Annotated in this window: 21 protein-coding genes, 1 tRNA gene and 1 pseudogene; 8 read left to right on the top strand and 15 right to left on the bottom strand. The window is 65.7% G+C overall.

Going from position 1 to position 18,686, the window contains the following annotated elements; all coding sequences use genetic code 11:
- Positions 1-72 precede the first annotated feature (72 nt).
- A tRNA-Lys gene (locus AC3A6I_RS07275) sits at positions 73-148 on the bottom strand.
- Positions 149-272: 124 nt separating this feature from the next.
- On the opposite strand from AC3A6I_RS07275, the gene AC3A6I_RS07270 reads away from it, so the two are divergent.
- Complete coding sequence (locus AC3A6I_RS07270; RefSeq protein WP_487543004.1) at positions 273-1,142, top strand: mechanosensitive ion channel family protein; 870 nt, start codon at positions 273-275, stop codon at positions 1,140-1,142.
- A 58-nt stretch (positions 1,143-1,200) separates the two neighbouring features.
- Entirely contained in the window at positions 1,201-2,022 is an 822-nt protein-coding gene (locus tag AC3A6I_RS07265) for a mechanosensitive ion channel family protein (protein ID WP_487543002.1), read from the top strand.
- Positions 2,023-2,155: 133 nt separating this feature from the next.
- Here AC3A6I_RS07265 and msrA read toward each other — a convergent pair whose 3' ends face one another.
- Positions 2,156-2,800: a peptide-methionine (S)-S-oxide reductase MsrA gene (gene msrA / locus AC3A6I_RS07260; RefSeq protein ID WP_487543000.1), complete on the bottom strand. Its 645-nt coding sequence runs from the start codon at positions 2,798-2,800 to the stop codon at positions 2,156-2,158.
- Positions 2,801-2,953: 153 nt separating this feature from the next.
- Between msrA and AC3A6I_RS07255 the strand changes: the two are divergent.
- A pseudogene (locus AC3A6I_RS07255) lies at positions 2,954-4,055 on the top strand (pyridoxal phosphate-dependent aminotransferase).
- A gap of 139 nt (positions 4,056-4,194) precedes the next feature.
- On the opposite strand, the gene AC3A6I_RS07250 reads toward AC3A6I_RS07255, so the two are convergent.
- Positions 4,195-4,644 carry an Lrp/AsnC family transcriptional regulator gene (locus AC3A6I_RS07250; protein WP_487542998.1) on the bottom strand — a complete coding sequence of 150 codons (450 nt, stop codon included), beginning with the start codon at positions 4,642-4,644 and terminating at the stop codon, positions 4,195-4,197.
- A 107-nt stretch (positions 4,645-4,751) separates the two neighbouring features.
- On the opposite strand from AC3A6I_RS07250, the gene rocF reads away from it, so the two are divergent.
- Together rocF and AC3A6I_RS07240 are read left to right on the top strand one after the other, a co-directional pair.
- Positions 4,752-5,702 carry an arginase gene (rocF, locus tag AC3A6I_RS07245; RefSeq protein ID WP_487542996.1) on the top strand — a complete coding sequence of 317 codons (951 nt, stop codon included), beginning with the start codon at positions 4,752-4,754 and terminating at the stop codon, positions 5,700-5,702.
- A 45-nt stretch (positions 5,703-5,747) separates the two neighbouring features.
- Positions 5,748-6,797, top strand: coding sequence for an ornithine cyclodeaminase (locus tag AC3A6I_RS07240; RefSeq protein WP_487542994.1), 1,050 nt, complete (start codon positions 5,748-5,750; stop codon positions 6,795-6,797).
- Here AC3A6I_RS07240 and AC3A6I_RS07235 read toward each other — a convergent pair.
- The 8 genes from AC3A6I_RS07235 to AC3A6I_RS07200 form a co-directional block, all read right to left on the bottom strand.
- On the bottom strand, positions 6,794-7,738 hold the full coding sequence (locus AC3A6I_RS07235) for an endonuclease/exonuclease/phosphatase family protein (RefSeq protein WP_487542992.1): 945 nt from the start codon (positions 7,736-7,738) through the stop codon (positions 6,794-6,796). The genes AC3A6I_RS07240 and AC3A6I_RS07235 overlap by 4 nt on opposite strands.
- A 56-nt stretch (positions 7,739-7,794) precedes the next feature.
- Positions 7,795-8,244 carry a GNAT family N-acetyltransferase gene (locus AC3A6I_RS07230; protein ID WP_487542990.1) on the bottom strand — a complete coding sequence of 150 codons (450 nt, stop codon included), beginning with the start codon at positions 8,242-8,244 and terminating at the stop codon, positions 7,795-7,797.
- A 68-nt stretch (positions 8,245-8,312) separates the two neighbouring features.
- Complete coding sequence (locus tag AC3A6I_RS07225; RefSeq protein WP_487542988.1) at positions 8,313-9,878, bottom strand: 2-isopropylmalate synthase; 1,566 nt, start codon at positions 9,876-9,878, stop codon at positions 8,313-8,315.
- A gap of 111 nt (positions 9,879-9,989) precedes the next feature.
- On the bottom strand, positions 9,990-10,115 hold the full coding sequence (locus AC3A6I_RS07220) for a hypothetical protein (protein ID WP_487542986.1): 126 nt from the start codon (positions 10,113-10,115) through the stop codon (positions 9,990-9,992).
- A gap of 345 nt (positions 10,116-10,460) precedes the next feature.
- Entirely contained in the window at positions 10,461-10,820 is a 360-nt protein-coding gene (locus AC3A6I_RS07215) for a VOC family protein (RefSeq protein WP_487542984.1), read from the bottom strand.
- Complete coding sequence (locus tag AC3A6I_RS07210; protein WP_487542982.1) at positions 10,820-11,251, bottom strand: CopD family protein; 432 nt, start codon at positions 11,249-11,251, stop codon at positions 10,820-10,822. Before AC3A6I_RS07210 ends, AC3A6I_RS07215 begins: the two co-directional genes overlap by 1 nt.
- A gap of 82 nt (positions 11,252-11,333) precedes the next feature.
- Positions 11,334-12,221, bottom strand: coding sequence for a PhzF family phenazine biosynthesis protein (locus AC3A6I_RS07205; RefSeq protein ID WP_487542980.1), 888 nt, complete (start codon positions 12,219-12,221; stop codon positions 11,334-11,336).
- A 93-nt stretch (positions 12,222-12,314) separates the two neighbouring features.
- On the bottom strand, positions 12,315-12,812 hold the full coding sequence (locus tag AC3A6I_RS07200) for a heme-degrading domain-containing protein (RefSeq protein WP_487542978.1): 498 nt from the start codon (positions 12,810-12,812) through the stop codon (positions 12,315-12,317).
- A gap of 318 nt (positions 12,813-13,130) precedes the next feature.
- Here AC3A6I_RS07200 and AC3A6I_RS07195 point away from each other — a divergent pair, with 318 nt between their 5' ends.
- A complete protein-coding gene (locus AC3A6I_RS07195) occupies positions 13,131-13,295 on the top strand; it encodes a YjiS-like domain-containing protein (RefSeq protein WP_487542976.1) in 165 nt (54 codons plus the stop codon).
- Positions 13,296-13,462: 167 nt separating this feature from the next.
- Positions 13,463-14,434: a phosphotransferase family protein gene (locus AC3A6I_RS07190; protein ID WP_487542974.1), complete on the top strand. Its 972-nt coding sequence runs from the start codon at positions 13,463-13,465 to the stop codon at positions 14,432-14,434.
- Between the two features lie 151 nt (positions 14,435-14,585).
- On the opposite strand, the gene ilvC is transcribed toward AC3A6I_RS07190, so the two are convergent.
- The 3 genes from ilvC to AC3A6I_RS07175 all read right to left on the bottom strand — a co-directional run bounded on the left by ilvC (position 14,586) and on the right by AC3A6I_RS07175 (position 17,016).
- On the bottom strand, positions 14,586-15,605 hold the full coding sequence (gene ilvC / locus AC3A6I_RS07185; RefSeq protein ID WP_487542972.1) for a ketol-acid reductoisomerase: 1,020 nt from the start codon (positions 15,603-15,605) through the stop codon (positions 14,586-14,588).
- A 60-nt stretch (positions 15,606-15,665) separates the two neighbouring features.
- Positions 15,666-16,292: a TetR/AcrR family transcriptional regulator C-terminal domain-containing protein gene (locus tag AC3A6I_RS07180; protein ID WP_487542970.1), complete on the bottom strand. Its 627-nt coding sequence runs from the start codon at positions 16,290-16,292 to the stop codon at positions 15,666-15,668.
- 385 nt (positions 16,293-16,677) lie between these two features.
- Complete coding sequence (locus tag AC3A6I_RS07175) at positions 16,678-17,016, bottom strand: hypothetical protein (protein ID WP_487542969.1); 339 nt, start codon at positions 17,014-17,016, stop codon at positions 16,678-16,680.
- A gap of 239 nt (positions 17,017-17,255) precedes the next feature.
- Between AC3A6I_RS07175 and AC3A6I_RS07170 the strand changes: the two genes are divergently transcribed.
- Complete coding sequence (locus AC3A6I_RS07170; protein ID WP_487542967.1) at positions 17,256-17,720, top strand: NUDIX hydrolase; 465 nt, start codon at positions 17,256-17,258, stop codon at positions 17,718-17,720.
- A gap of 1 nt (position 17,721) precedes the next feature.
- Here AC3A6I_RS07170 and AC3A6I_RS07165 read toward each other — a convergent pair whose 3' ends face one another.
- Positions 17,722-18,654, bottom strand: coding sequence for a dihydrodipicolinate synthase family protein (locus AC3A6I_RS07165; protein WP_487542965.1), 933 nt, complete (start codon positions 18,652-18,654; stop codon positions 17,722-17,724).
- Between the last annotated feature and the right edge of the window lie 32 nt (positions 18,655-18,686).

The following is an 18,686-nucleotide window of genomic DNA, read 5'->3' as shown; positions in this document are numbered from 1 at the left end:
ACGACGACTGGCCCTGCCGGCGCCCCAAGCGGGCAACGGTTTGATGGGATCAGGTCTGTAGGGGGATCGGCTTGGTGGGTGCGCACGGACTCGAACCGTGGACCCGCTGATTAAGAGTCAGCTGCTCTACCATCTGAGCTACGCACCCTGGGCCGAGGCGGGTGACTATCAGGGTGATCCCGGCTTGTCCAGCACCGATTGCCAACTTTCCTGCGATGGCCGGAATGCATAGATTGGCGCGGCAAAGCCAGGGCAGGGTCAACGCAAATCCCATGAACGACGCCGTCAGCGAATCCGTCGACTTCTTCAACGACCTCTGGCTATGGGCGCTGACCAATTCGGGCGGCGTGGTGGCGGCGGTCGCCGTGCTCGCCATCGGCTGGTATCTGTCGCGCGTGCTGTCGCGGCTGGTGCGCTCGCAACTGCCACGGGCGCAAGGGGTCGACCGCAACTTCGCACCGCTGCTGAGCCAGGTGACGCGCTACGGCATCCTGATCTTTTCCATCGTGACGGCGCTGAGCTTCATCGGGGTTTCGAGCACGTCGATCTATGCGGTGCTGGGTGCGGCGGGCCTCGCCATCGCGCTGGCCTTGCAGAGCACGCTCTCCAACATCGCGGCCGGGATCATGCTGATCTGGCAACGGCCGGTCGCCATCGGCGAATATGTGGTGGGCAATGGCGTTGCGGGCGTGGTGGTGGAAATCGGGCTGTTCGGCACCCGGCTGCGCTCGACCAGCGGGCTCTACATCTTCGTGCCCAACCAGACCCTGTGGTCGAGCGCGATCACCAACCACAGCCGGGAGCCGCGCCGGCGCATCGATGTGAATATCACCGTGCCCGACACCATCAATGTCGGGGTCGCGCGCAAGACGATGCTGAAGATCGCCACCTCGGACAAGCGGGTGCAGGTCGACCCGCCGCCGACGGTGCACGTGGACAGCTTTGCCGGCGACAAGATCGTGCTGCAGATGCGGGCCTGGGTGCCGACGCCGGACTATCTCAACGCCCTGCGCGACATTACCGAGAAGGGCAAGCTCGCCATCAACAGGATGCTCGTCGGCGACGAGGAGCAGGCGCAAGTGGAACTCGCCGCCGACCCGCACACGCAAAGCGCGGCCGAACAAACGCCCGACCTGTCATAGAGCAACCGCATTTGCCGGTAAGGCCTTGGCCGGGCTCGTCGACGCAGGAACAAGGCACATGGAATATTCACAGCTGCTCAGCTTTTCGACCGTCTGGATCGCCGACAACGTCACGCGCGTCCTGACGGCGCTGCTCATCCTGCTCGCCGGCTTCTGGCTGGCGAAGGCGCTGGCGCGGCAGGTGCGGAGCCTGCTGCCGCGTACGCGTCGGGTCGACACGACGCTCGCCCCGCTCGTGTCGCAGATCCTGCGCTACGGCATCATGATCATCACCGTGGTGATCGCGCTCAGCCAGTTCGGCATCCAGACGACATCGATCCTCGCGGTGCTCGGCGCCGCCGGTCTCGCTATCGCGCTGGCGTTGCAGGGGACGCTGAGCAATATCGCCTCGGGGGTGATGCTGATCTGGCTCAGGCCGTTCAGTGTCGGCGACTTTATCGATGCCGAGGGAATCACCGGCAACGTGCTCGAGGTCGGCCTGTTCGCGACCGAACTGCGCACTTACGACGGAGTGTTCATCTTCGTTCCCAATTCGCGGCTGTGGAACGCCAAGATCATGAACTACTCGCGCGAGCCCAACCGCATGGTCGAGATCAAGATCGGCATCGGCTACGAGGCCGACATGGGCAAGGCGCGCGACGTGCTGCTCGACATCGCGCGCAAGGACGAGCGCGTGCTGATCGACCCCAAGCCGACCGTGCACGTGGGCACGCTCGGCGCCATCTCGGTGGAAGCGGTGCTGCGCGCCTGGACGAAGAACTCGGACTGGTGGGGCACCAAGATCGAGCTGACCGAGAAGGGCAAGGCGGCGCTCGAGGCGGAGGGCATCCGAATCCCCTCCTACGCGCAGGCGGACGTGGTGGCGCCGCGACCGGCCTGACGGGGTAACCGATGTCCATCCATCGGCCCCGTGCCCTCCACGCCCCCCTCTTGCGAAAACTAAGGACTTGGCTGCGCCAAGCCCAGGTTTTCGCTTTCTCCCCGCCTAGGGCGACGACTGAGAGGCCGAGTTCCTAGGCGTGCCCGTCGAGGCCGCGGAACGCTTGATCGCCCCAGATCGCTTCGACCATGCGGTTCTTGCCGCAACCGACGCGATAGCGGGCATAGTGCTCGGCGCGGGTGACGCCGTTCATCAGCATCTCGGAACCCTGCCAGAAATTCTGGTGGTAGTCCTCGGCCGGGTAGAAGGTCGGGGCCATCTCGACGAGGGTGGCGACGGGCTTGCCGAGGGCGGCGGCGGTCGCCTCCTTGCCGGATTCGGCGAGCTTCAGCTCGTCGGCGTTCCCGGCATAGATGGCGGTCGTGTAGCTCTCGCCGAAATCGCAGAACTGGCCGCGCGTCTCGACCGGATCGATGAGGTGGAAGAAGGTATCGACCAGCTTTTCGTAGCTGGTCACGGCCGGATCGTATTCGACGCGCACCGCTTCGCGGTGGCCGGTGGTTTCGGTGACCACCTGCTCGTAGGTCGGGTTGGCGACGTGGCCGCCGATATAGCCCGAGGTGGTGGAGAGGACGCCGGGGGCGTGGTCGAAATCGCTTTCGACCGACCAGAAGCAGCCGCCGGCGAAGATGGCGACCGCGGTTTCGGCGCCCTGCGCACCGGTCATGCCCAGCGCTCCGATGATTGCCGCCGCTACGGCGAGGCTAGTCTTGCGCATATTGATGATCCTCAGTGAGTTGCCGAATAGGTGGACCGCGCAGGGCTCGCGCGCAACACAATCATCTGTGCGGCAAGGCCGTGAAACTTTTCCGGCGACCCATGCGAACTGAGGCCATTGCGGCCGGCGCGGGTCGCGATATGGTCGCGCGCCATGCGCCCCATCCTCACGCCCCTCGCCCAATCCCTCCCGTCCACAGTACCGTTCACCGGCCCCGAAGCGCTGGAACGACGCACCGGAGTGCCATTTCGCGCCCGGGTGGGAGCGAACGAGAGCGGATTCGGGCCGTCGCCGAGGGTGATCGCTCCGATGGCCGCGGCGGCGTTCGAGGCGTGGAAATATGGCGATCCGGAACTGTTCGAGCTCAAGGCGGCGCTGAGCGCGCATCTGGGAGTGCCGGCGGCCAATGTCGCGGTGGGCGAAGGGATTGACGGGCTGCACTGCCTGATCGCGCGGCTGATCATTGCGCCGGGCGATGTGGCGGTGACCTCGCTCGGGGCCTATCCGACGTTCAACTACCATGTCGCGGGGTTTGGCGGGCGCGTAGTGGCGGTGCCCTATGCGCAGAACCGCGAAAATCTCGGCGGATTGCTCGAGGCGGCGCGGCGCGAGCGGGCCAAGGTGATCTACCTCTCCAACCCGGACAACCCGATGGGGACGTGGTGGGATGCGGGCGAGCTGGAGCGGTTCATCGCGGCGGTGCCGGAGGAGACGCTGGTGCTGCTCGACGAGGCCTATTGCGAGACGGCACCGGCGGGCACCCTGCCCGCGCTCGACATCTCGCGGCCGAACCTGATTCGGACGCGGACCTTCTCCAAGGCCTATGGGCTGGCGGGGATGCGGGTCGGCTACGCGATCGGCGAGGCGGAGTTCATCCGGGCCTTCGACAAGGTGCGCAACCATTTTGGGGTGACGCGGCTGGGACAGGTCGCGGCGATCGCGGCGCTGGGCGACCAGGAGTGGCTGCAGGCGGTGATCGCGCGGGTCGCGGCGGGACGGGCGCGGCTTTACACGATTGCGGCGGAGAACGGGTTGAGCGCTGTGACTTCGGCGACGAATTTCGTCGCGGTGGATTGCGGGCGGGATGGCGACTTCGCCATGCGCGTGCTGAAGGCGCTGGAGCGGCGGCGTGTTCGTGCGCAAGCCCATGGTGCCGGGGCTGGATCGGCATATCCGGATCAGCGTCGGGCCCGAGGCGGAGATGGATGTGGTGGCGGCGGAGCTGCCGGGGGCGTTGCGGGAGGCGGGCCACTGAGGTCCGCTCCCCTCCCCCTTGAGGGGAGGGGCTGGGGGTGGGGGTCCATCAATGGATCACCGGACCACCCCCTCCCTCTGTCCCTCCCCGCAAGGGGGAGGGAGGCGATCAATGAGGAATCTTGGCAGTCCGACCCGCCCTAACCCAGCTCCTTGCGCGCCGTCAGCAGGATGCTTGTCTCGGTGTTCGCGATGCCGTCGATCTGGCGGATCTTGCGGAGGAGTTCGTCGAACTCGCGCAGGTTGGGGGTTTCGACTTCGGCGACGACGTCCCAGCGGCCGTTGGTGGTGTAGAGGGTGCGGATTTCGGGGAAGCCGGTGAGGCGGCGAATGACGGCTTCGGAGTTCTTGCCGTCGATTTCGACCATGGTGATGGCGCGCACAGCGTCGGAGCGGGCGGAGGTGCGCAGCATCACGGTGTAACCGGCAATGGCGCCGGTCTTGACCAGCCGCTCCATGCGGGCGGTGACGGTGGCGCGGGAGACGCCGAGTTCCGCCGCGAGTTTGGCCACCGGCAGGCGGCCGTCGGAGCGCAGCAGCGCGATCAGGCGATGATCGAGATCATCGAGGTTGGATGCGCCATTTGCCATCTGATGCCGTCACTTTGCGAAGTTGAATGCGCAAAGCTAGCACTATTCCGACTTTTCGCCAGCAGGTTTTGCTCCCCACATTGAGGCGTTCTCGAAGAGGAACCCCGATGCTGCACGACGCTCGCGCCCGCCGCCCTTCCCTGACCCGCAGGATCGACCTGATCGGGCTGCCGACCGATGTCGGCGCTTCGTGCCGGGGTGCCTATCTCGGGCCGGACGCGCTGCGCGCTGCGGGCCTGCCCGAGCGGCTCGCCGATATCGGCTTTGCGGTGGCGGACCTCGGTGATGTGAATGTCGGCCGCAAGCCGTCGGCAGCGGCGGAGATCGATGCGCTGGCGATCGCGGCGAGCGAGGCCGGCTATCGCAGCCTCGAGAACGGGGCGCGGCCGGTGTTTCTGGGCGGCGACCACTCGATTTCGATGGGCTCGGTGGCGGGCGTGGCGCGGCATTGCGCCGAGATTGGCCAGCCGCTGTTCGTGCTGTGGTTCGATGCGCATGGCGATTTCAACACCTGGGCGACGACCGAAACCGGCAATATTCACGGCATGTCGCTGGCGCGCCTCTGTGGCGAGCCGGGCTTTACCAATTCGCCCAGTTGGTTTGCCCCGGTCGACCCCGCGAACGTGATGATTCTCGGGGCTCGCGCGCTCGATTGCGAGGAGGCGCAGCTGATCGATGCGCGGGGCGTGCAGGTGGTTGACATGGATGCGATCCGTGTCGCCGGCGTGGCACCGCTGCTCGGGCATTTCCTCGATCGGGTGGAGGCGGCTAACGGGCATTTGCACCTGTCGCTCGATGTCGATGCGATGGACCCGAGCCTTGCACCGGGCGTTGGCACGACGGTGGCCGGCGGGCTGTCGCTGAGCGACGGGCAGCTGGTCATGGACATGCTGCACCGGAGCGGCCGGGTCGGCTCGCTCGACCTCGTCGAGCTCAATCCGCTGCTCGACCGGGGCGCGATGAGCGCCGAGCTGATGATCGATCTCACGGCTCGCCTGCTCGGCGGGCACACGCAAACCGTCCGCGCAACAGCGATGGCGGACCATATCGCGGCCTGACCGCACTACCCGAGCCTGACTGCTCCAGCAAAGTAAGAGGCGAACATGACCCAGTTCATCGGCACCGGCGACATCCGGACCCTGCTCCGCCAGACCGGCATCGAGCGGTTCCTGGTTGGGCTCGCCGGCTATATCGAGGCCGATTTCCGGCGCTGGGAGCTGTTCGAGAAATCGGCGAGGCTGGCGAGCCACTCGCGCGACGGGGTGATCGAGCTGATGCCGGCTTCGGACGGGGCGCTCTATGCGATGAAGTTCGTCAACGGGCATCCGAAGAATACGGCCGAAGGCAAGCTGACGGTTACCGCGTTCGGGGCGCTGGCCGATGTGGCGACGGGCTATCCGCTGCTGATCTCGGAAATGACGATCCTCACCGCGCTGCGGACGGCGGCGACCTCGGCCGTGGCGGCGCGGGCGCTGGCGCGACCGGGTTCGCGGGTGATGGCGATGATCGGGGCCGGGGCGCAGTCGGAATTCCAGGCGCTGGCGTTCAAGGCGCTGCTCGGCATCGAGGAAGTTCGGGTGTTCGATATAGATCCCGAGGCGGTGGACAAGTTCTGCGCCAACCTGGCCGGCAGCGGGCTGCGCATCGTGCGCGCCGCATCGGCGGCCGAGGCCGTGCGCGGGGCCGACATCGTGACCACCGCCACGGCGGACAAGGCGCGGGCGGCCGTGCTGACGCCGGAGATGGTGGCGCCGGGGATGCATCTCAACGCGATCGGCGGCGATTGTCCGGGCAAGACCGAGCTGCATCGCGATATCGTCGCGGGTGCATCCGTGTTCGTGGAATACACCCCGCAGACGCGCATCGAAGGCGAGATCCAGCAGATGGGGCCGGATTTTGCGGTCACCGAGCTGTGGCAGGTGCTGGCCGGCAAGGCGCCGGGGCGCACCAGCGCCGATGAGGTGACGCTGTTCGACTCGGTCGGTTTTGCCGTCGAGGATTTTTCGGCGCTGCGCTATGTGCGCGACCTGACGGTGGCGCGTCAGCACGATATCGACCTGGTCCCGGCGCTCGATGATCCCAAGGATCTGTTCGGAACCATCCGCCCCGCCGCGCGGGCGGCGTCGGAGGATAGTGCCGCCCTGTCCGCCTAGCTTGCCTTGGCGATGGCGATTTCGCTGATCAGACCGAAGTGGTTGGAGCCGAGGGAATCGTCCATGGCGCGGACGCTCTCGATCACGAGCGGGGCGCGGGCGAGGACGTTGTCGATGGGCACGCCGAGCGGGCCGAGCTCCACCGGCCAGGTGGCGGGATAGCCGGGCCCCGGCGCCAGCTTTTCGCGACGCGCGAGGCGCACGATGTTATCGGACCAGGCGGCAGCGTTGAAATCACCGGCGAGCAGCACCGGACCATCCAGACCGCGGATGAAATAGGCGATGCGGGCTGCCTCCTCGGCGGCGACCACGTCGAAATAGGGCTTGCTCATATGGGCGAGCACGAGGTTGACCTTGGTGCCGTCGATATCGGCGACCGCCGTGACGAGACGCTTGCGATAATACTGGCTGAGATCGCGCGTGTTGATCTCGGTGAGCGGCCACTTGGACAGGATGGTGGTCGAGCAGCCAGAGAAATCGATGCAGCCCAGATTGTAGGGATAGGCGGCAAAGACCTTGTCGCGCTGGTGGCTGAGCGGGCCGCCTTCCATGACCATGACGATGTCGGCGCCGGAGTTGACGATGTAGTCGGCGATGGCGGCGCCGTTCTTGTTGTCGTTCAGCAGGTTGAAGCTCAGCAGCCGGAACAGCGGGGTCGTGCCCGCGGCGGCGTTGGCCTGGCGCAGTTGCTGCTGGTCGTGGATGATGCCGGCGCCCTGGCCGACGCTCGCCAACAGCGGAAGAAGCGGGATCACGGCGCGCCACCAGGCACCGCCGGCCAGCAGCAAGACGATGAGGCAGAACAGCAGCGCCGCGATGTGGAAGCGCAGCGAGGTCAGCAGTTCCTGGCCAGGAATGCCCAGATCGAAGCTGACGAGGGCGAGGACGGCACAGACGACCAGCGCCAGCGCCGTGATGGCTCCCCTCAGTTCGCGCAGCATGTGGCCTCCGGCCGTTTAGAGTCGGGCGGCAGCCTAGCCGCGTTGCGCCGCCTCGGTTAGAGCGGCTTGGTCATCTGCACGCAGTTGCGGGCAAAAGTGGCAAGTTCTTGTTCGTCCCAGATTTCAGGCGTCCAGCCGAGCCTGTCGTAGAAGCCGACGGACTCCTTCGCCGCGTTCAGCCAGAGCCGGGTCATGCCGCGGTTGCGGGCGTGCTCGACAAGCAGGCGCTCCATCGTCGAACCGTGGCCCTGGCGCTGGCGGTCCCTCACGATGCCAACGAGGCGGACGATGCCGCCCTGCCCGCGCGGATCGAGCCGGGTAGTGCCAATAGGCGTGCCGTCGAGCAGCAACAGGAATTTGGTGTGTGCCGGATCGGTGTCGTGCGGATGGGCACGGTCATAGACGGTGCCGGGATGGCGCTCGGGGGTGAACAGCACCTCGAGGCGGATGGCGTGCATCGCCTCCCAGTCCTCGGGTGTCGCCACCGCTCGCAATTCGTGAGCCAAGATTGTCCTCCTCAAATGAAAAGAGCCGCCCCGTGGGGGGCGGCTCCGATGGCTGGGTTGTGGCGAGATCAGCTCGCCACGGCCTCGGTCGCCCCCTGTGCCGCCGCGCCGCGTTCGAGCAGCAGGCGGTTATAGGCATTGATGTAGGCGCGGGCGGAGGCCACCAGCGTGTCGGGTTCGGCCGCGTTGCCCGAAACGATGCGGCCGTTCATTTCGAGACGCACGTGCGCGCTGGCCTGCGCATCCGTGCCACCGGTGACGCCGTCGATGGCGTAGAGCACCAGATGCGGATCCTTGCCCACGGCCTGTTTGATGGCATTGAAGATGGCATCGACCGAGCCGGTGCCGTCGAAGCTGGCCGAGACCTCGGCACCGTCGATGGTCATGGTGATGTCGCAGTGGTGGATGCCGCCGGTCTTGCTGACGACCTGCATGTCGACCAGCTTGATGCGGTCGTCGACCGAGCCGGCTTCGTCATCGACCAGCGCGACGATATCGGCGTCGTAGACGTGCTTCTTGCGATCAGCGAGATCCTTGAAGCGCTGGAAGGCTTCCTGGAAGGCATTGTCGCCCAGCTCGTAGCCCAGTTCCTTCAACTTGTCCTTGAAGGCGGCGCGGCCGGAATGCTTGCCCATCACCAGGGTGGTTTCCTTGATGCCGACGCTCTCGGGCGTCATGATCTCATAGGTCTGGGCGTTCTTCAGCATGCCATCCTGATGGATGCCGCTCTCATGGGCGAAGGCATTCTTGCCGACGATGGCCTTGTTGTACTGGACGGGGAAGTTCGCCGCGGCCGAGACGATCTTGCTGGCGCGGCTCAGGTGCGTCGACTCGATGCCGGTATCGTAGGGCATGGCGTCGCCGCGGGTGCGCAGCGCCATCACCACTTCCTCGAGCGCGGCATTGCCGGCGCGTTCGCCGATGCCATTGATGGTGCACTCGATCTGGCGGGCGCCACCGCGGACGGCGGCCAGCGAGTTGGCGACGGCGAGGCCCAGGTCGTTGTGGCAATGGGCCGAGAAGATGACCTTGTCGGCGCCGGGGACGCGCTCGATGATGGAGCGGAACATCGCCTCGTGCTCGGCCGGAACGGCATAGCCGACGGTATCGGGCAGGTTGATGGTGGTGGCGCCGGCCTTGATGGCGAGCTCGACGCAGCGGGCCAGATAGTCGATCGGGGTGCGGGTGGCGTCCATGGCCGACCACTCGACGTTGTCGACGAGGTTGCGGGCCTGGGCGACGGTGGCCGAGATGATCTCCAGCACCTGCTCCTCGGTCTTGCGCATCTGGTGCGCCAGATGGATGGGCGAGGTGGAGACGAAGGTGTGGATGCGGCCCTGCCTCGCGTGACGTACCGCCTCGCCGGCGCGGGCGATGTCGGCGGGAATTGCGCGGGCGAGGCCGGCGACGACCGAGTTCTTCACCTGCTTGGCGACGGCGACGACGGCCTCGAAATCGCCGTTCGAAGCGATGGGGAAGCCGGCCTCGATGATGTCGACGCCCATTTCGTCGAGCACTTCGGCGACCTGGATCTTTTCTTCCAGCGTCATGGTGGCGCCGGGGCTCTGCTCGCCGTCGCGCAAGGTGGTATCGAAGATGAAGACGCGGTCTTTGTTCGATTGCGTCGAGGTCATTTGCCTATTCCTATCAAACGGCCGGGGTCAAAACCCTCACGACCGGACAATTGCTGTTCGGTTGTTGCACGCATCCCCTGACCACCCGCTCGCTTGCCGAGCCGTCGGTTATCAGGGGCTGATAAGAAGGAGAAGAAGCGCGGCCGGCAGCAGCAGCAACGACGCAGCAATGATCAGCCGGCTCTGGCGAGCCTTCTGTTCGGCGGCGGCGATGGCAATGGCGCGAGAGCGCTGCATGGCGAAATTCCGTTAGTGACCGAAATATTGCGGGAAATCGGGCGGCTTGGCAAGGCGGATAACGGTCGAGGCGTTCGGCTGAATAACGGAACGTTAGCGCGCGCGGCCACCCTCTCCACCAGCTTCGCCGGTCCCCCTCCCCCGCTGCCCCCATCGGAGCAGTGTTCATTCAGGACTTGGGCGCGTTTGTCGGGAACAGCCACGGAGTCATTCCCGCGAAAGCGGGAACCTCTGTTTTCGGTGCGTACAGCCAAACGGAGGTCCCCGCTTTCGCGGGGATGACCCGGTGGATGGCAGAGTCCGAAGCAAACACTGCCCCGCCCGCGGGGGAGGATAAATGGTGCGCTACCGCCGGTGCTGCACTTCGACACGAATGCCTTCCGGGCCTTCGACGAAGAACTGGCCGATGCCGGTCTCGGGGATGCCGGAGAGCTTGTAGGGGTAGCCGGTCGATTCGATGCGGGTCTTGGCCGTCTCGTAGTCGTACACGCCGAAGGCGATATGGTTGATCATGCCCTGCGGATAGTCTTCGGGGCGCTCAATCACGGTGAGGTGAATGGCGGGCTGGCCGCCGACATAAACCCAGTGACCGGGAAAATCGAAGGGTGGCCGGAAGCCTTCTTCGGCTTCCAGCACGGTTTCCAGGAACTTCACCATGCGCGGCCCGTCGACCACGTGGATATTGATGTGGTCGAGGATGGGCATCAGTTGAACGAGAAGACGGCAGCGATCACGACGACGAGGAAGGAGATGCCGGTCAACTGGCCGAACATCTGCGAGCGCCTTGCGGCCTCGCGGTCGCCGGCCCTGGCCTTCTTGAAGCTGCGCTCGTTGTTGACGATGAACACGATCATGGCGACGACGCCGGCCATCTTGATCCAGAACCAGATGGCGTTGGGCGGGATCCAGTCCCACTTGAGCCACAGCGTCAGGATGCCGGTGACCAGCAGCGTGCCCATGGCGATCTTTCCGACCTTGGACAGCTTTTCGGCGATGTCGAAGAGGTGCTCGCGCGTATCGGGCGAGGCGGTAGCGAGCTTGGGACCCAGGATCGGCATGACAACGCCGTTGGCGCTGCCCGCCGCAAAGGCGAGGATGTGGATGACAAACAGCAGCAATGCAATGACGTACACCATAGCGCCCTCCGTAGCCTATCGCGGCAGAAACTAACCCAGGCGCGGCCGAGTCTCCAACCTCGGCGGCCGGGCGAGGCCGATGTCAATCGCTGAGATTGAGCGTCCCCTCGCCGACGATCACGGCGTGGCCGCCAATGCCACCATGGGTGAGTTCGTCATTCTCCTTGCGAAGCTGGACGCTGATCAGGCTGGGGCGGCCCATTTCGTGGCCCTGGCGCAGGCGGTATTCGTGCTGGCCGTTGCCCTCGTGCCTGGCGAGGAGGCCGATCAGCGCCGCGGCCGCCGACCCGGTCGCCGGATCTTCGCCCAGCCCCATGCCGGGCCCAAACATGCGGGCGGCGAGATCGTTGCCGCGCTCCTCGGGGGTCCGGGTGAAGACATAGATGTTGCCGCGGCCGATGGGGAAATTCTCGTCCCAACCGCGACGCTCGAGCCTGATGCGCTTCAGCGCGTCGGCGCTGGCGACGGGGATGAGGTAAAACGGATTGCCGGCGGAATAGACGGCCGGCTCGTAGGGGCCGCAGCCGATCTCGTCGAGATCGAGCCCGAGCGTGGCTGCGATTGCCGACTTGCCGGGCGCTTTGCCGATTTCCTCGGGCAGTTTGGGCAGCGCGAAGCGGGCGTGCCCGGTCTCCTTGTCCACCCGCTCGATGACGCAGATGATGGTGCCGACCTTTTCCTCGAGCCGGACGGCAGTGGAGCGGTTCTGCAGGCCCAGCACCACGGCTGCACCGACCGTGGGATGGCCGGCGAAGGGCAGTTCGACGCGGGGCGTGAAGATGCGCACGGCCGCCGAGTGGCGCTCGGACTGCGGCTTCTGGATGAACACGGTCTCCGAGAGATTGAACTCGGCGGCGATGGCCTGCATCTGGTCGTCGAGCAGGCCATCGGCCTTGAGGACGACAGCGAGCGGGTTGCCCTTCAACCGCTCGGTTGTGAAGACGTCCAGGAGGACGTAGTTCAGTTTCATCGCATGCTCCCGGGAGACCGGGCGCGGTGGCGGCGCCCGTTACCCCAGATCTAGCAGGCCAACGTAGCAGAAGTCTTACCGATGCTTACGATGTCACTCGGCCGGCAGGGCCAGTTCCCCGGGCGCGATGCCGAGATGGAGGCAGATCGCCTTGACCACATAGGAGTGGTCGTCGCGCTGCGGCAGACCTGAAGCAGTGATGGAGCCGACGACGCCAACCCCTTCGATGCGAATCGGAAATGCGCCGCCATGGACGGCGTACTCGGTGGGGTCGACATTGTGGTCGGGCTGGCTGACGCGGTTATCGCGCTTCCAGCGCAGGGCGGTGTGGTAGGAGGCGCGATCCCAGCGGCGCACGCAATTGCCTTTGCGGCGCAGCCAGTCGGGATTGTCGGCGCTGGTGCCCTTCATCGCCGCATAGAACAGCGGGCGATTGAACAGACGGATGTCGATGGCCACGGCGACGCCAGCCTCGGCCGCGAGGCGGCGGATGGTCGAGCCGATCTCGAAGGCGGTGTCCTCGTCGAACCGGGTGAAGGTCAGCCGCTGTTCCTGCTCGACCAGCCTGGCGATATCGCTTTCTACGCTCATCAATCTCTCCCTGAATATGGCTGGCTCTTAGCATGGCCCACCGGCTCTGATGCAACGGGAGTGTCGGCCACGGATGCGATTTTCCCGCCGGGTCACTCCCGCGGAAGCGGATCTCCGTTGGGCGATGCGCCAAAAACAGAGGTTCCCGCCTTCGCGGGAATGACTCCGTGCACAATTGCCACCGCCCGGGCTGGACGGTCGTATTGGTTCTCGTCTCTGAATTATTCGGTTCAAGCGCAGCGCGTCATCCACCCGCCGGTTCATTGCCGGTTCATCCGCTCGGACGGATAAGCCGCCCGCCAACCAGGGAGAAACACGTTGGGCTATATTTCGAACCTGTTCCGCAACGCGGAACGCAAGCGGGTCCTTGGGGACCTGATGATGTTCGATGATCGCATGCTGCGCGACATCGGACTGACCCGCACCGACATCGCGTTGATGCGGTCCAAGCGCGTGCCGACACCAGGCCGCGGCCATGAATGATCCCCTTGCCGCCAGCGAAGGGAACAGCTGAAGGGCTCCGGGCGACAGTGCGGAGCCCTTCGTGTTTCCGGGCCGGCAGGCGTCGTGGGCACCGATGGCCCGGCGCGACACTTGATTGCGAGGCGCGGTTGAGGCTAGCTCTGCGCCTCGTCCAGCGGAGGACCGTCATGCCTGCACACATCAACAGCCTTGGTGGTGAGCAAGCGATGCAACCGAGCCCCGAAGACCTGGCGCCAATCCTCGCCGAGCTCGACCTTGCTCCGGTACGGGAGATTACCCGCTTCCAGGGCGGCAGCGCGGCGGTATATCGGCTCGACCTGGCGGACGATACGCGACTGGTGCTGAAAACCTTCGACGGCGACCATCTGCTGCCGCGCAAAGACCAGTACGCGGCCGGGTTGCTGGAAAATCTAGACGTCGTCGCAACGCGCTATCTGAAGGTCGACGAGACCCTCACACGCCTGCCCGTCCGCTATGCACTGTCCACCTATGTCGAAGGCGAGCGCGCGCAGCTGTTCGCCACGCACCCGGACTACCAGAGCGTGATGCGGCAGCTCGGGGCGCTGGCGAAGAAGCTGCACGGCATCACTTTGCCGGCCTTCGGTGGGATCCCGGCCGAGGGTGGCGCGGCGCAGCACGCAGACAATGTCGTCTACATGCGCGGCTATGTGGACGGGACTTTCGAGCGGTTCGTCGAACATGGCGGCGATCCGGCAATGGCCGGAACACTGCGTCGGCTGGTCGAGCGCGATTTCGACGCCGTGGTGCCGCAGAGCGGGCCGCCGGTGTTTGCGCATAGCGACCTGCAACCGCACAATGTCCTCGTGATCGAGCGCGATGGAAAGCTGCAGCTCAGCGGGCTGATCGATTTCGGCAACATGCGGGCCGAAAGTGCGGTGATGGATCTGGCAAAATGCATCTTCTGCACCGAGCACGACACGCCCGGCAGCACGGCGGCCATCCTCGCGGGCTACGGCCCGATCAATCATCCGGAGCCGGCCAAGGCGCTCGCCTTCTACACGACGCTGCACCGCCTTACGATGTGGTTCTGGCTGCGCAAGTTCGGCACGCTGCCAACACCGGATGCGCCAAGCGACATCGTCGATGCGTTGCGGGCGACGGTGGCGGAAGCGGCGTAGGCCAGCCGTCGGAGAATAGCCGCGCGACCTCGGGATGGGCCCCGGCCTTCGCCGGATGACTCCGCGGGGGTGATGGGACGGCGCTCCACCTCCTGGAGAAATGCAGAAGGGCCCCGTGGGGCCCTTCTCTGGGTTCGACTTCGAACCGGGATCAGTTCTTGGTCTTGTCGACCAGGGCGCCGGCCTTGATCCAGGGCATCATGCCGCGCAGCTTTTCGCCGACTTCCTCGATCTGGTGCTCGTCGGCGAGGCGACGGGTGGCCTTGAAGCGCGAGGCGCCGCCCTTGTATTCCTGCATCCACTCGGAGGTGAACTTGCCCGACTGGATGTCGTGCAGCACGCGCTTCATCTCGGCCTTGGTTTCCGAGGTGATGATGCGCGGGCCCGACACGTACTCGCCCCACTCGGCGGTGTTGGAGATCGAGTAGTTCATGTTGGCAATGCCGCCCTGGTAGATCAGGTCGACGATCAGCTTCACTTCGTGCAGGCACTCGAAATAGGCCATTTCCGGAGCGTAACCGGCTTCCACCAGCGTCTCGAAGCCGGCGCGGATGAGCTCGACGAGGCCGCCGCAGAGCACGACCTGCTCACCGAACAGATCGGTCTCGCATTCCTCGCGGAAATTGGTCTCGATGATGCCCGAGCGGCCGCCGCCGACGCCCGAGGCGTAGGCGAGCGCGATGTCCTGGGCATTGCCCGAGGCGTCCTGGTGGACGGCGATCAGGCACGGCACACCGCCGCCCTTCTGGTATTCGCCGCGCACGGTGTGGCCCGGGCCCTTGGGCGCGATCATGATCACGTCCACGGTCTTCTTGGGCTCGATGAGGTTGAAGTGGACGTTGAGGCCGTGCGCGAAGGCGATGGCGGCGCCGTCACGGATATTGGCCTCGATCTCGTTCTTGTAGATGTCGGCCTGCAGCTCGTCCGGGGTCAGCATCATGATGACGTCGGCCCACTTGGCGGCCTCGGCGACGGACATGACCTTGAGGCCTTCACCCTCGGCCTTCTTGGCCGAAGCGGAGCCGGGACGCAGGGCGACGACGATATTCGTAACGCCCGAGTCGCGCAGGTTCAGCGTGTGGGCGTGGCCCTGCGAACCGTAGCCGACGATCGCGACCTTCTTGGACTTGATGATGTTGAGATCGGCATCCCGATCGTAATAGACGCGCATGGTGGTCTCCCTTTTCGTGCGTTCTGGCCCGGCGGGGCCAATAGGTGGCGGGTTGGGGATTTAGGTCCCGGCCCCGTAGATCTTCAGGAACTGGTCGGTCGCCCGGGCCGCATCCTTGCTCACCTCGCCTTCGGACGAAGCGTGGACCTCCCCCAGCAGCAGGCGGATCTGGACGTCGCGGACGACGAGGCCGAAGAAGCTGCGATAGGCCTCCTCGGAACTGTCGAAGCGCAGGAGGCGGGCCTCGCGGCCGGCCTCGAGCACCGGTTTCAGGCGCTTGCGGATGGCGAGCGGACCGTTTTCCAGCACGATCTCGCCCAGCCCGTGCTTCTCAGCGCCGGCATGGCCGATGGCCAGGCGGTTCAGCGTCACCGAAACCTCGCCGCTGATGGTGCCGAGCAGGTCGCGGGCGAACTGCTCGATGCTCTGGCGCAGCGAGGTTGCATCGAGCCGCCAGCGATCGACCTGCGGCGCCTTCACCTTGGCGGCCTGCCACTGCACAGTGGCGGTGAGCAGCCCGTCGCGATCGCCGAACCACTTGTATAGTGTTTCCTTCGAGCACGAGGCGCGGCGAGCCACCGAGGTCATGGTCAGCCGGTCGCCCTGCTCGACCAGGAGATCGAGCGCAGCGGTCAGCACCTGCTGCTGGCGCGGCGTGAAAGTTTCTTCGCTGGCGATGACCGACAAGGCTGGTCCCCTGCTCCCCGCGGACCCTCACGGTCCATCTTCGGCAATTGCGTACCGTACCGTACGGTTCGGCGCAAGAGGGAATGTGAGCTGGAACCTCGGCGGCACCGAGGGACGCAGGTGTCCGTACTCAACAGGTGTGTCAGGCGCGGAGGTTCAGGCCCGCGCCGCCTCTCCCCGCGGGGATGGCGCGCGCTAGCGGAGCCAAGGTAACGCTGCCCTACAATTGCCTCGCACCAGTTGCGGCCAGGCGATGGCCGGCAAAGGCCCCCTCACCTCAGCTGCGCCAAGTCGCTGGCGCTCCCAAGCTGCGCTATCCTCTCCCCGACGGGGCGAGGCGGCGGGCAACCTCGACATGTGTGTGCTGCGCCATTGAGTATGAACCTTAGCGCAACGCCTGCAGCGTCTGCGACAGCGCGGATACCGCCCTGACCGCGTCCTGATACTGGCTGACGGCAATAACCTCCGGCGGCAATGTCGCCGACTGCTCGGTGAGTATGCGCTGGAGCTCTTCGAGCTCGCTCAGGAGATCCGCTGCCTCGCGCGAGACATCGCCCTCGTCCGTGTCACGGTAGCGCAGTTGCCTGCCGCGCAGCCGCGCCGCCCGCTCGTTGAGATCGGCAAGCCGGCCATGCACAGGCCGTACTGCCGCTAGGGCACGTCGCGCCAAGCCGACACCGAGACGCTCGGCTCGGCGCCGGATGGGATTGGGATCGATGGTCACTGCTGCTCCTTGGTCGTCAAGGCGGCAGTCTGGACGCTGAGGAGCCGGGGCACATTAACTTTGGGTAGGGTGGGATGCTTTTCTTTCGGAGGGGTTGGACCGGGCAGACCAATTTCATACCACAATCCACTGATACCTTGTCGCTTGGGCTTGAACCAAAGGCGAAACACAACATTTGGTATGGATTGGCCGGTCGCAATGGCGCCTCATTGCAGCGGTGAGTCGAGGATTAGCGAGACGTGAAGGTCGCAGCCGATATCGAGGAAGCGCGGGGGCGCCAGGTGGCAGTACTGCCCTGGCGGCTGGAGCGAGATGGTACGATTTCGGTGCTGATGATCACCTCGCGCACCAATGCCAAATGGATGCTGCCCAAGGGCTGGCCGATGGCGGACCGCTCGGATGCCGCGGCGGCCAAGCAGGAGGCGCTGGAGGAGGCCGGCATCGAAGGCGAGGTGGATGAGGCGCCGATCGGCTCGTACCACTATATCAAGCTGTTCGACGACGGCTCGACCAAGCCGTCGCAGGCTATCGTCTTCTCGATGCGCGTAACCGCCGAACTGAAGAAGTGGGACGAAAAGCACGAGCGCAAACGCAAGTGGTTCGGCATCGAGAAGGCGACGCAGGTCGTGTTCGAGCCGGATCTGGCCCGCTTTCTCGGCAATGTCGCCAGCGGACGGATCGTGCTCGGCGCGTTGGCGCCCTGAACTAGGCTCCGAGTTCGGCGAGGCGCCGTTCCTGCGCGGCGAGCAGGCGTTCGACATCGGCAATATCCAGGGCGGATAGCACCGGACGCGGCTTGCGCAGTGCTGCTGAGCCAATCACGCCGCGCTTGGCCAGCACATATTTGCGAACGGCGAGGCCGATGCCTTGCTGCTGCTCGTAACGGGCCAGCGGCAGGTAGGCGGCGAAAATCTCGTTGGCGCGCTCGATATTGCCGGCGGCGTATTCGCGCACGACGCCGACCATCATTTCGGGGTAGCAGAAGCCGGTCATGGCGCCATCGGCGCCGCGACCCATCTCCTCGGGCAGGAACAGCCCACCGTTGCCGCACAGGATCGAGATGCGGCGCGTCTCGGCCTTGTCGCTGGACGCACGGAGGGCGGTGATCTTGCCGAGGCCCGGCCAGTCCTCGTGCTTGAGCATGACGCAGTTGGGCACGTCGCGGATGATCCGGTCGATCACCTTGGGCGCGATGGTGACGTTGGTGGTGAGCGGATAGTCCTGCAGCACGAAGGGTGTGTCGCCGAGCGCCTCGCCGACCGACTGGTAGAAGGCATGGACCTGATCGTCGGTCTTCAGCGTCCAGGGCGGCGCGACCATGACGCCGGCCGCGCCCTCGCCCATCACGGCGGTCGCGAGCTCCTGCATCGGCGCCAGGCCGGGCGCGGAGACGCCGACGACGACCGGCAGGCGGCCATCGAGGCGCTTCAGCACGCGCTCGACGACGCGCTTCGATTCTTCCGAGGTGAGCTTAGGCGCTTCGCCGAGCTGGCCGAGGACGGTCAGGCCATCGACGCCGGCCGCTTCGTAGAAATCGACCATGCGGTCGACGCTGTCGAGATCGAGCGCACCGTCATCGGCGAACGGGGTCACGGCGATCACATATACGCCGCGGGCTGCTTCGGTCAGTCTGGTCATCGCTGTCTCCGGATCACGGGCGTCGCCTTAGC

This window comes from Devosia sp. Soil_C_22, from assembly GCF_057657195.1.
This window is presented reverse-complemented; position numbering and strand designations above follow the sequence as displayed.

Coding starts and splice junctions, on each gene's coding strand:
- AC3A6I_RS07210 (WP_487542982.1), bottom strand. CDS start 11,251: ATGGTGTACGTCATTGCATTGCTGCTGTTTGTCATCCACATCCTCGCC.
- AC3A6I_RS07235 (WP_487542992.1), bottom strand. CDS start 7,738: ATGCTGCGCGAACTGAGGGGAGCCATCACGGCGCTGGCGCTGGTCGTC.
- AC3A6I_RS07200 (WP_487542978.1), bottom strand. CDS start 12,812: ATGAGCGTAGAAAGCGATATCGCCAGGCTGGTCGAGCAGGAACAGCGG.
- AC3A6I_RS07190 (WP_487542974.1), top strand. CDS start 13,463: ATGCCTGCACACATCAACAGCCTTGGTGGTGAGCAAGCGATGCAACCG.
- AC3A6I_RS07215 (WP_487542984.1), bottom strand. CDS start 10,820: ATGCCCATCCTCGACCACATCAATATCCACGTGGTCGACGGGCCGCGC.
- AC3A6I_RS07265 (WP_487543002.1), top strand. CDS start 1,201: ATGGAATATTCACAGCTGCTCAGCTTTTCGACCGTCTGGATCGCCGAC.
- AC3A6I_RS07220 (WP_487542986.1), bottom strand. CDS start 10,115: ATGCAGCGCTCTCGCGCCATTGCCATCGCCGCCGCCGAACAGAAGGCT.
- AC3A6I_RS07165 (WP_487542965.1), bottom strand. CDS start 18,654: ATGACCAGACTGACCGAAGCAGCCCGCGGCGTATATGTGATCGCCGTG.
- AC3A6I_RS07225 (WP_487542988.1), bottom strand. CDS start 9,878: ATGACCTCGACGCAATCGAACAAAGACCGCGTCTTCATCTTCGATACC.
- AC3A6I_RS07240 (WP_487542994.1), top strand. CDS start 5,748: ATGACCCAGTTCATCGGCACCGGCGACATCCGGACCCTGCTCCGCCAG.
- rocF (WP_487542996.1), top strand. CDS start 4,752: ATGCTGCACGACGCTCGCGCCCGCCGCCCTTCCCTGACCCGCAGGATC.
- AC3A6I_RS07270 (WP_487543004.1), top strand. CDS start 273: ATGAACGACGCCGTCAGCGAATCCGTCGACTTCTTCAACGACCTCTGG.
- AC3A6I_RS07205 (WP_487542980.1), bottom strand. CDS start 12,221: ATGAAACTGAACTACGTCCTCCTGGACGTCTTCACAACCGAGCGGTTG.
- msrA (WP_487543000.1), bottom strand. CDS start 2,800: ATGCGCAAGACTAGCCTCGCCGTAGCGGCGGCAATCATCGGAGCGCTG.
- ilvC (WP_487542972.1), bottom strand. CDS start 15,605: ATGCGCGTCTATTACGATCGGGATGCCGATCTCAACATCATCAAGTCC.
- AC3A6I_RS07250 (WP_487542998.1), bottom strand. CDS start 4,644: ATGGCAAATGGCGCATCCAACCTCGATGATCTCGATCATCGCCTGATC.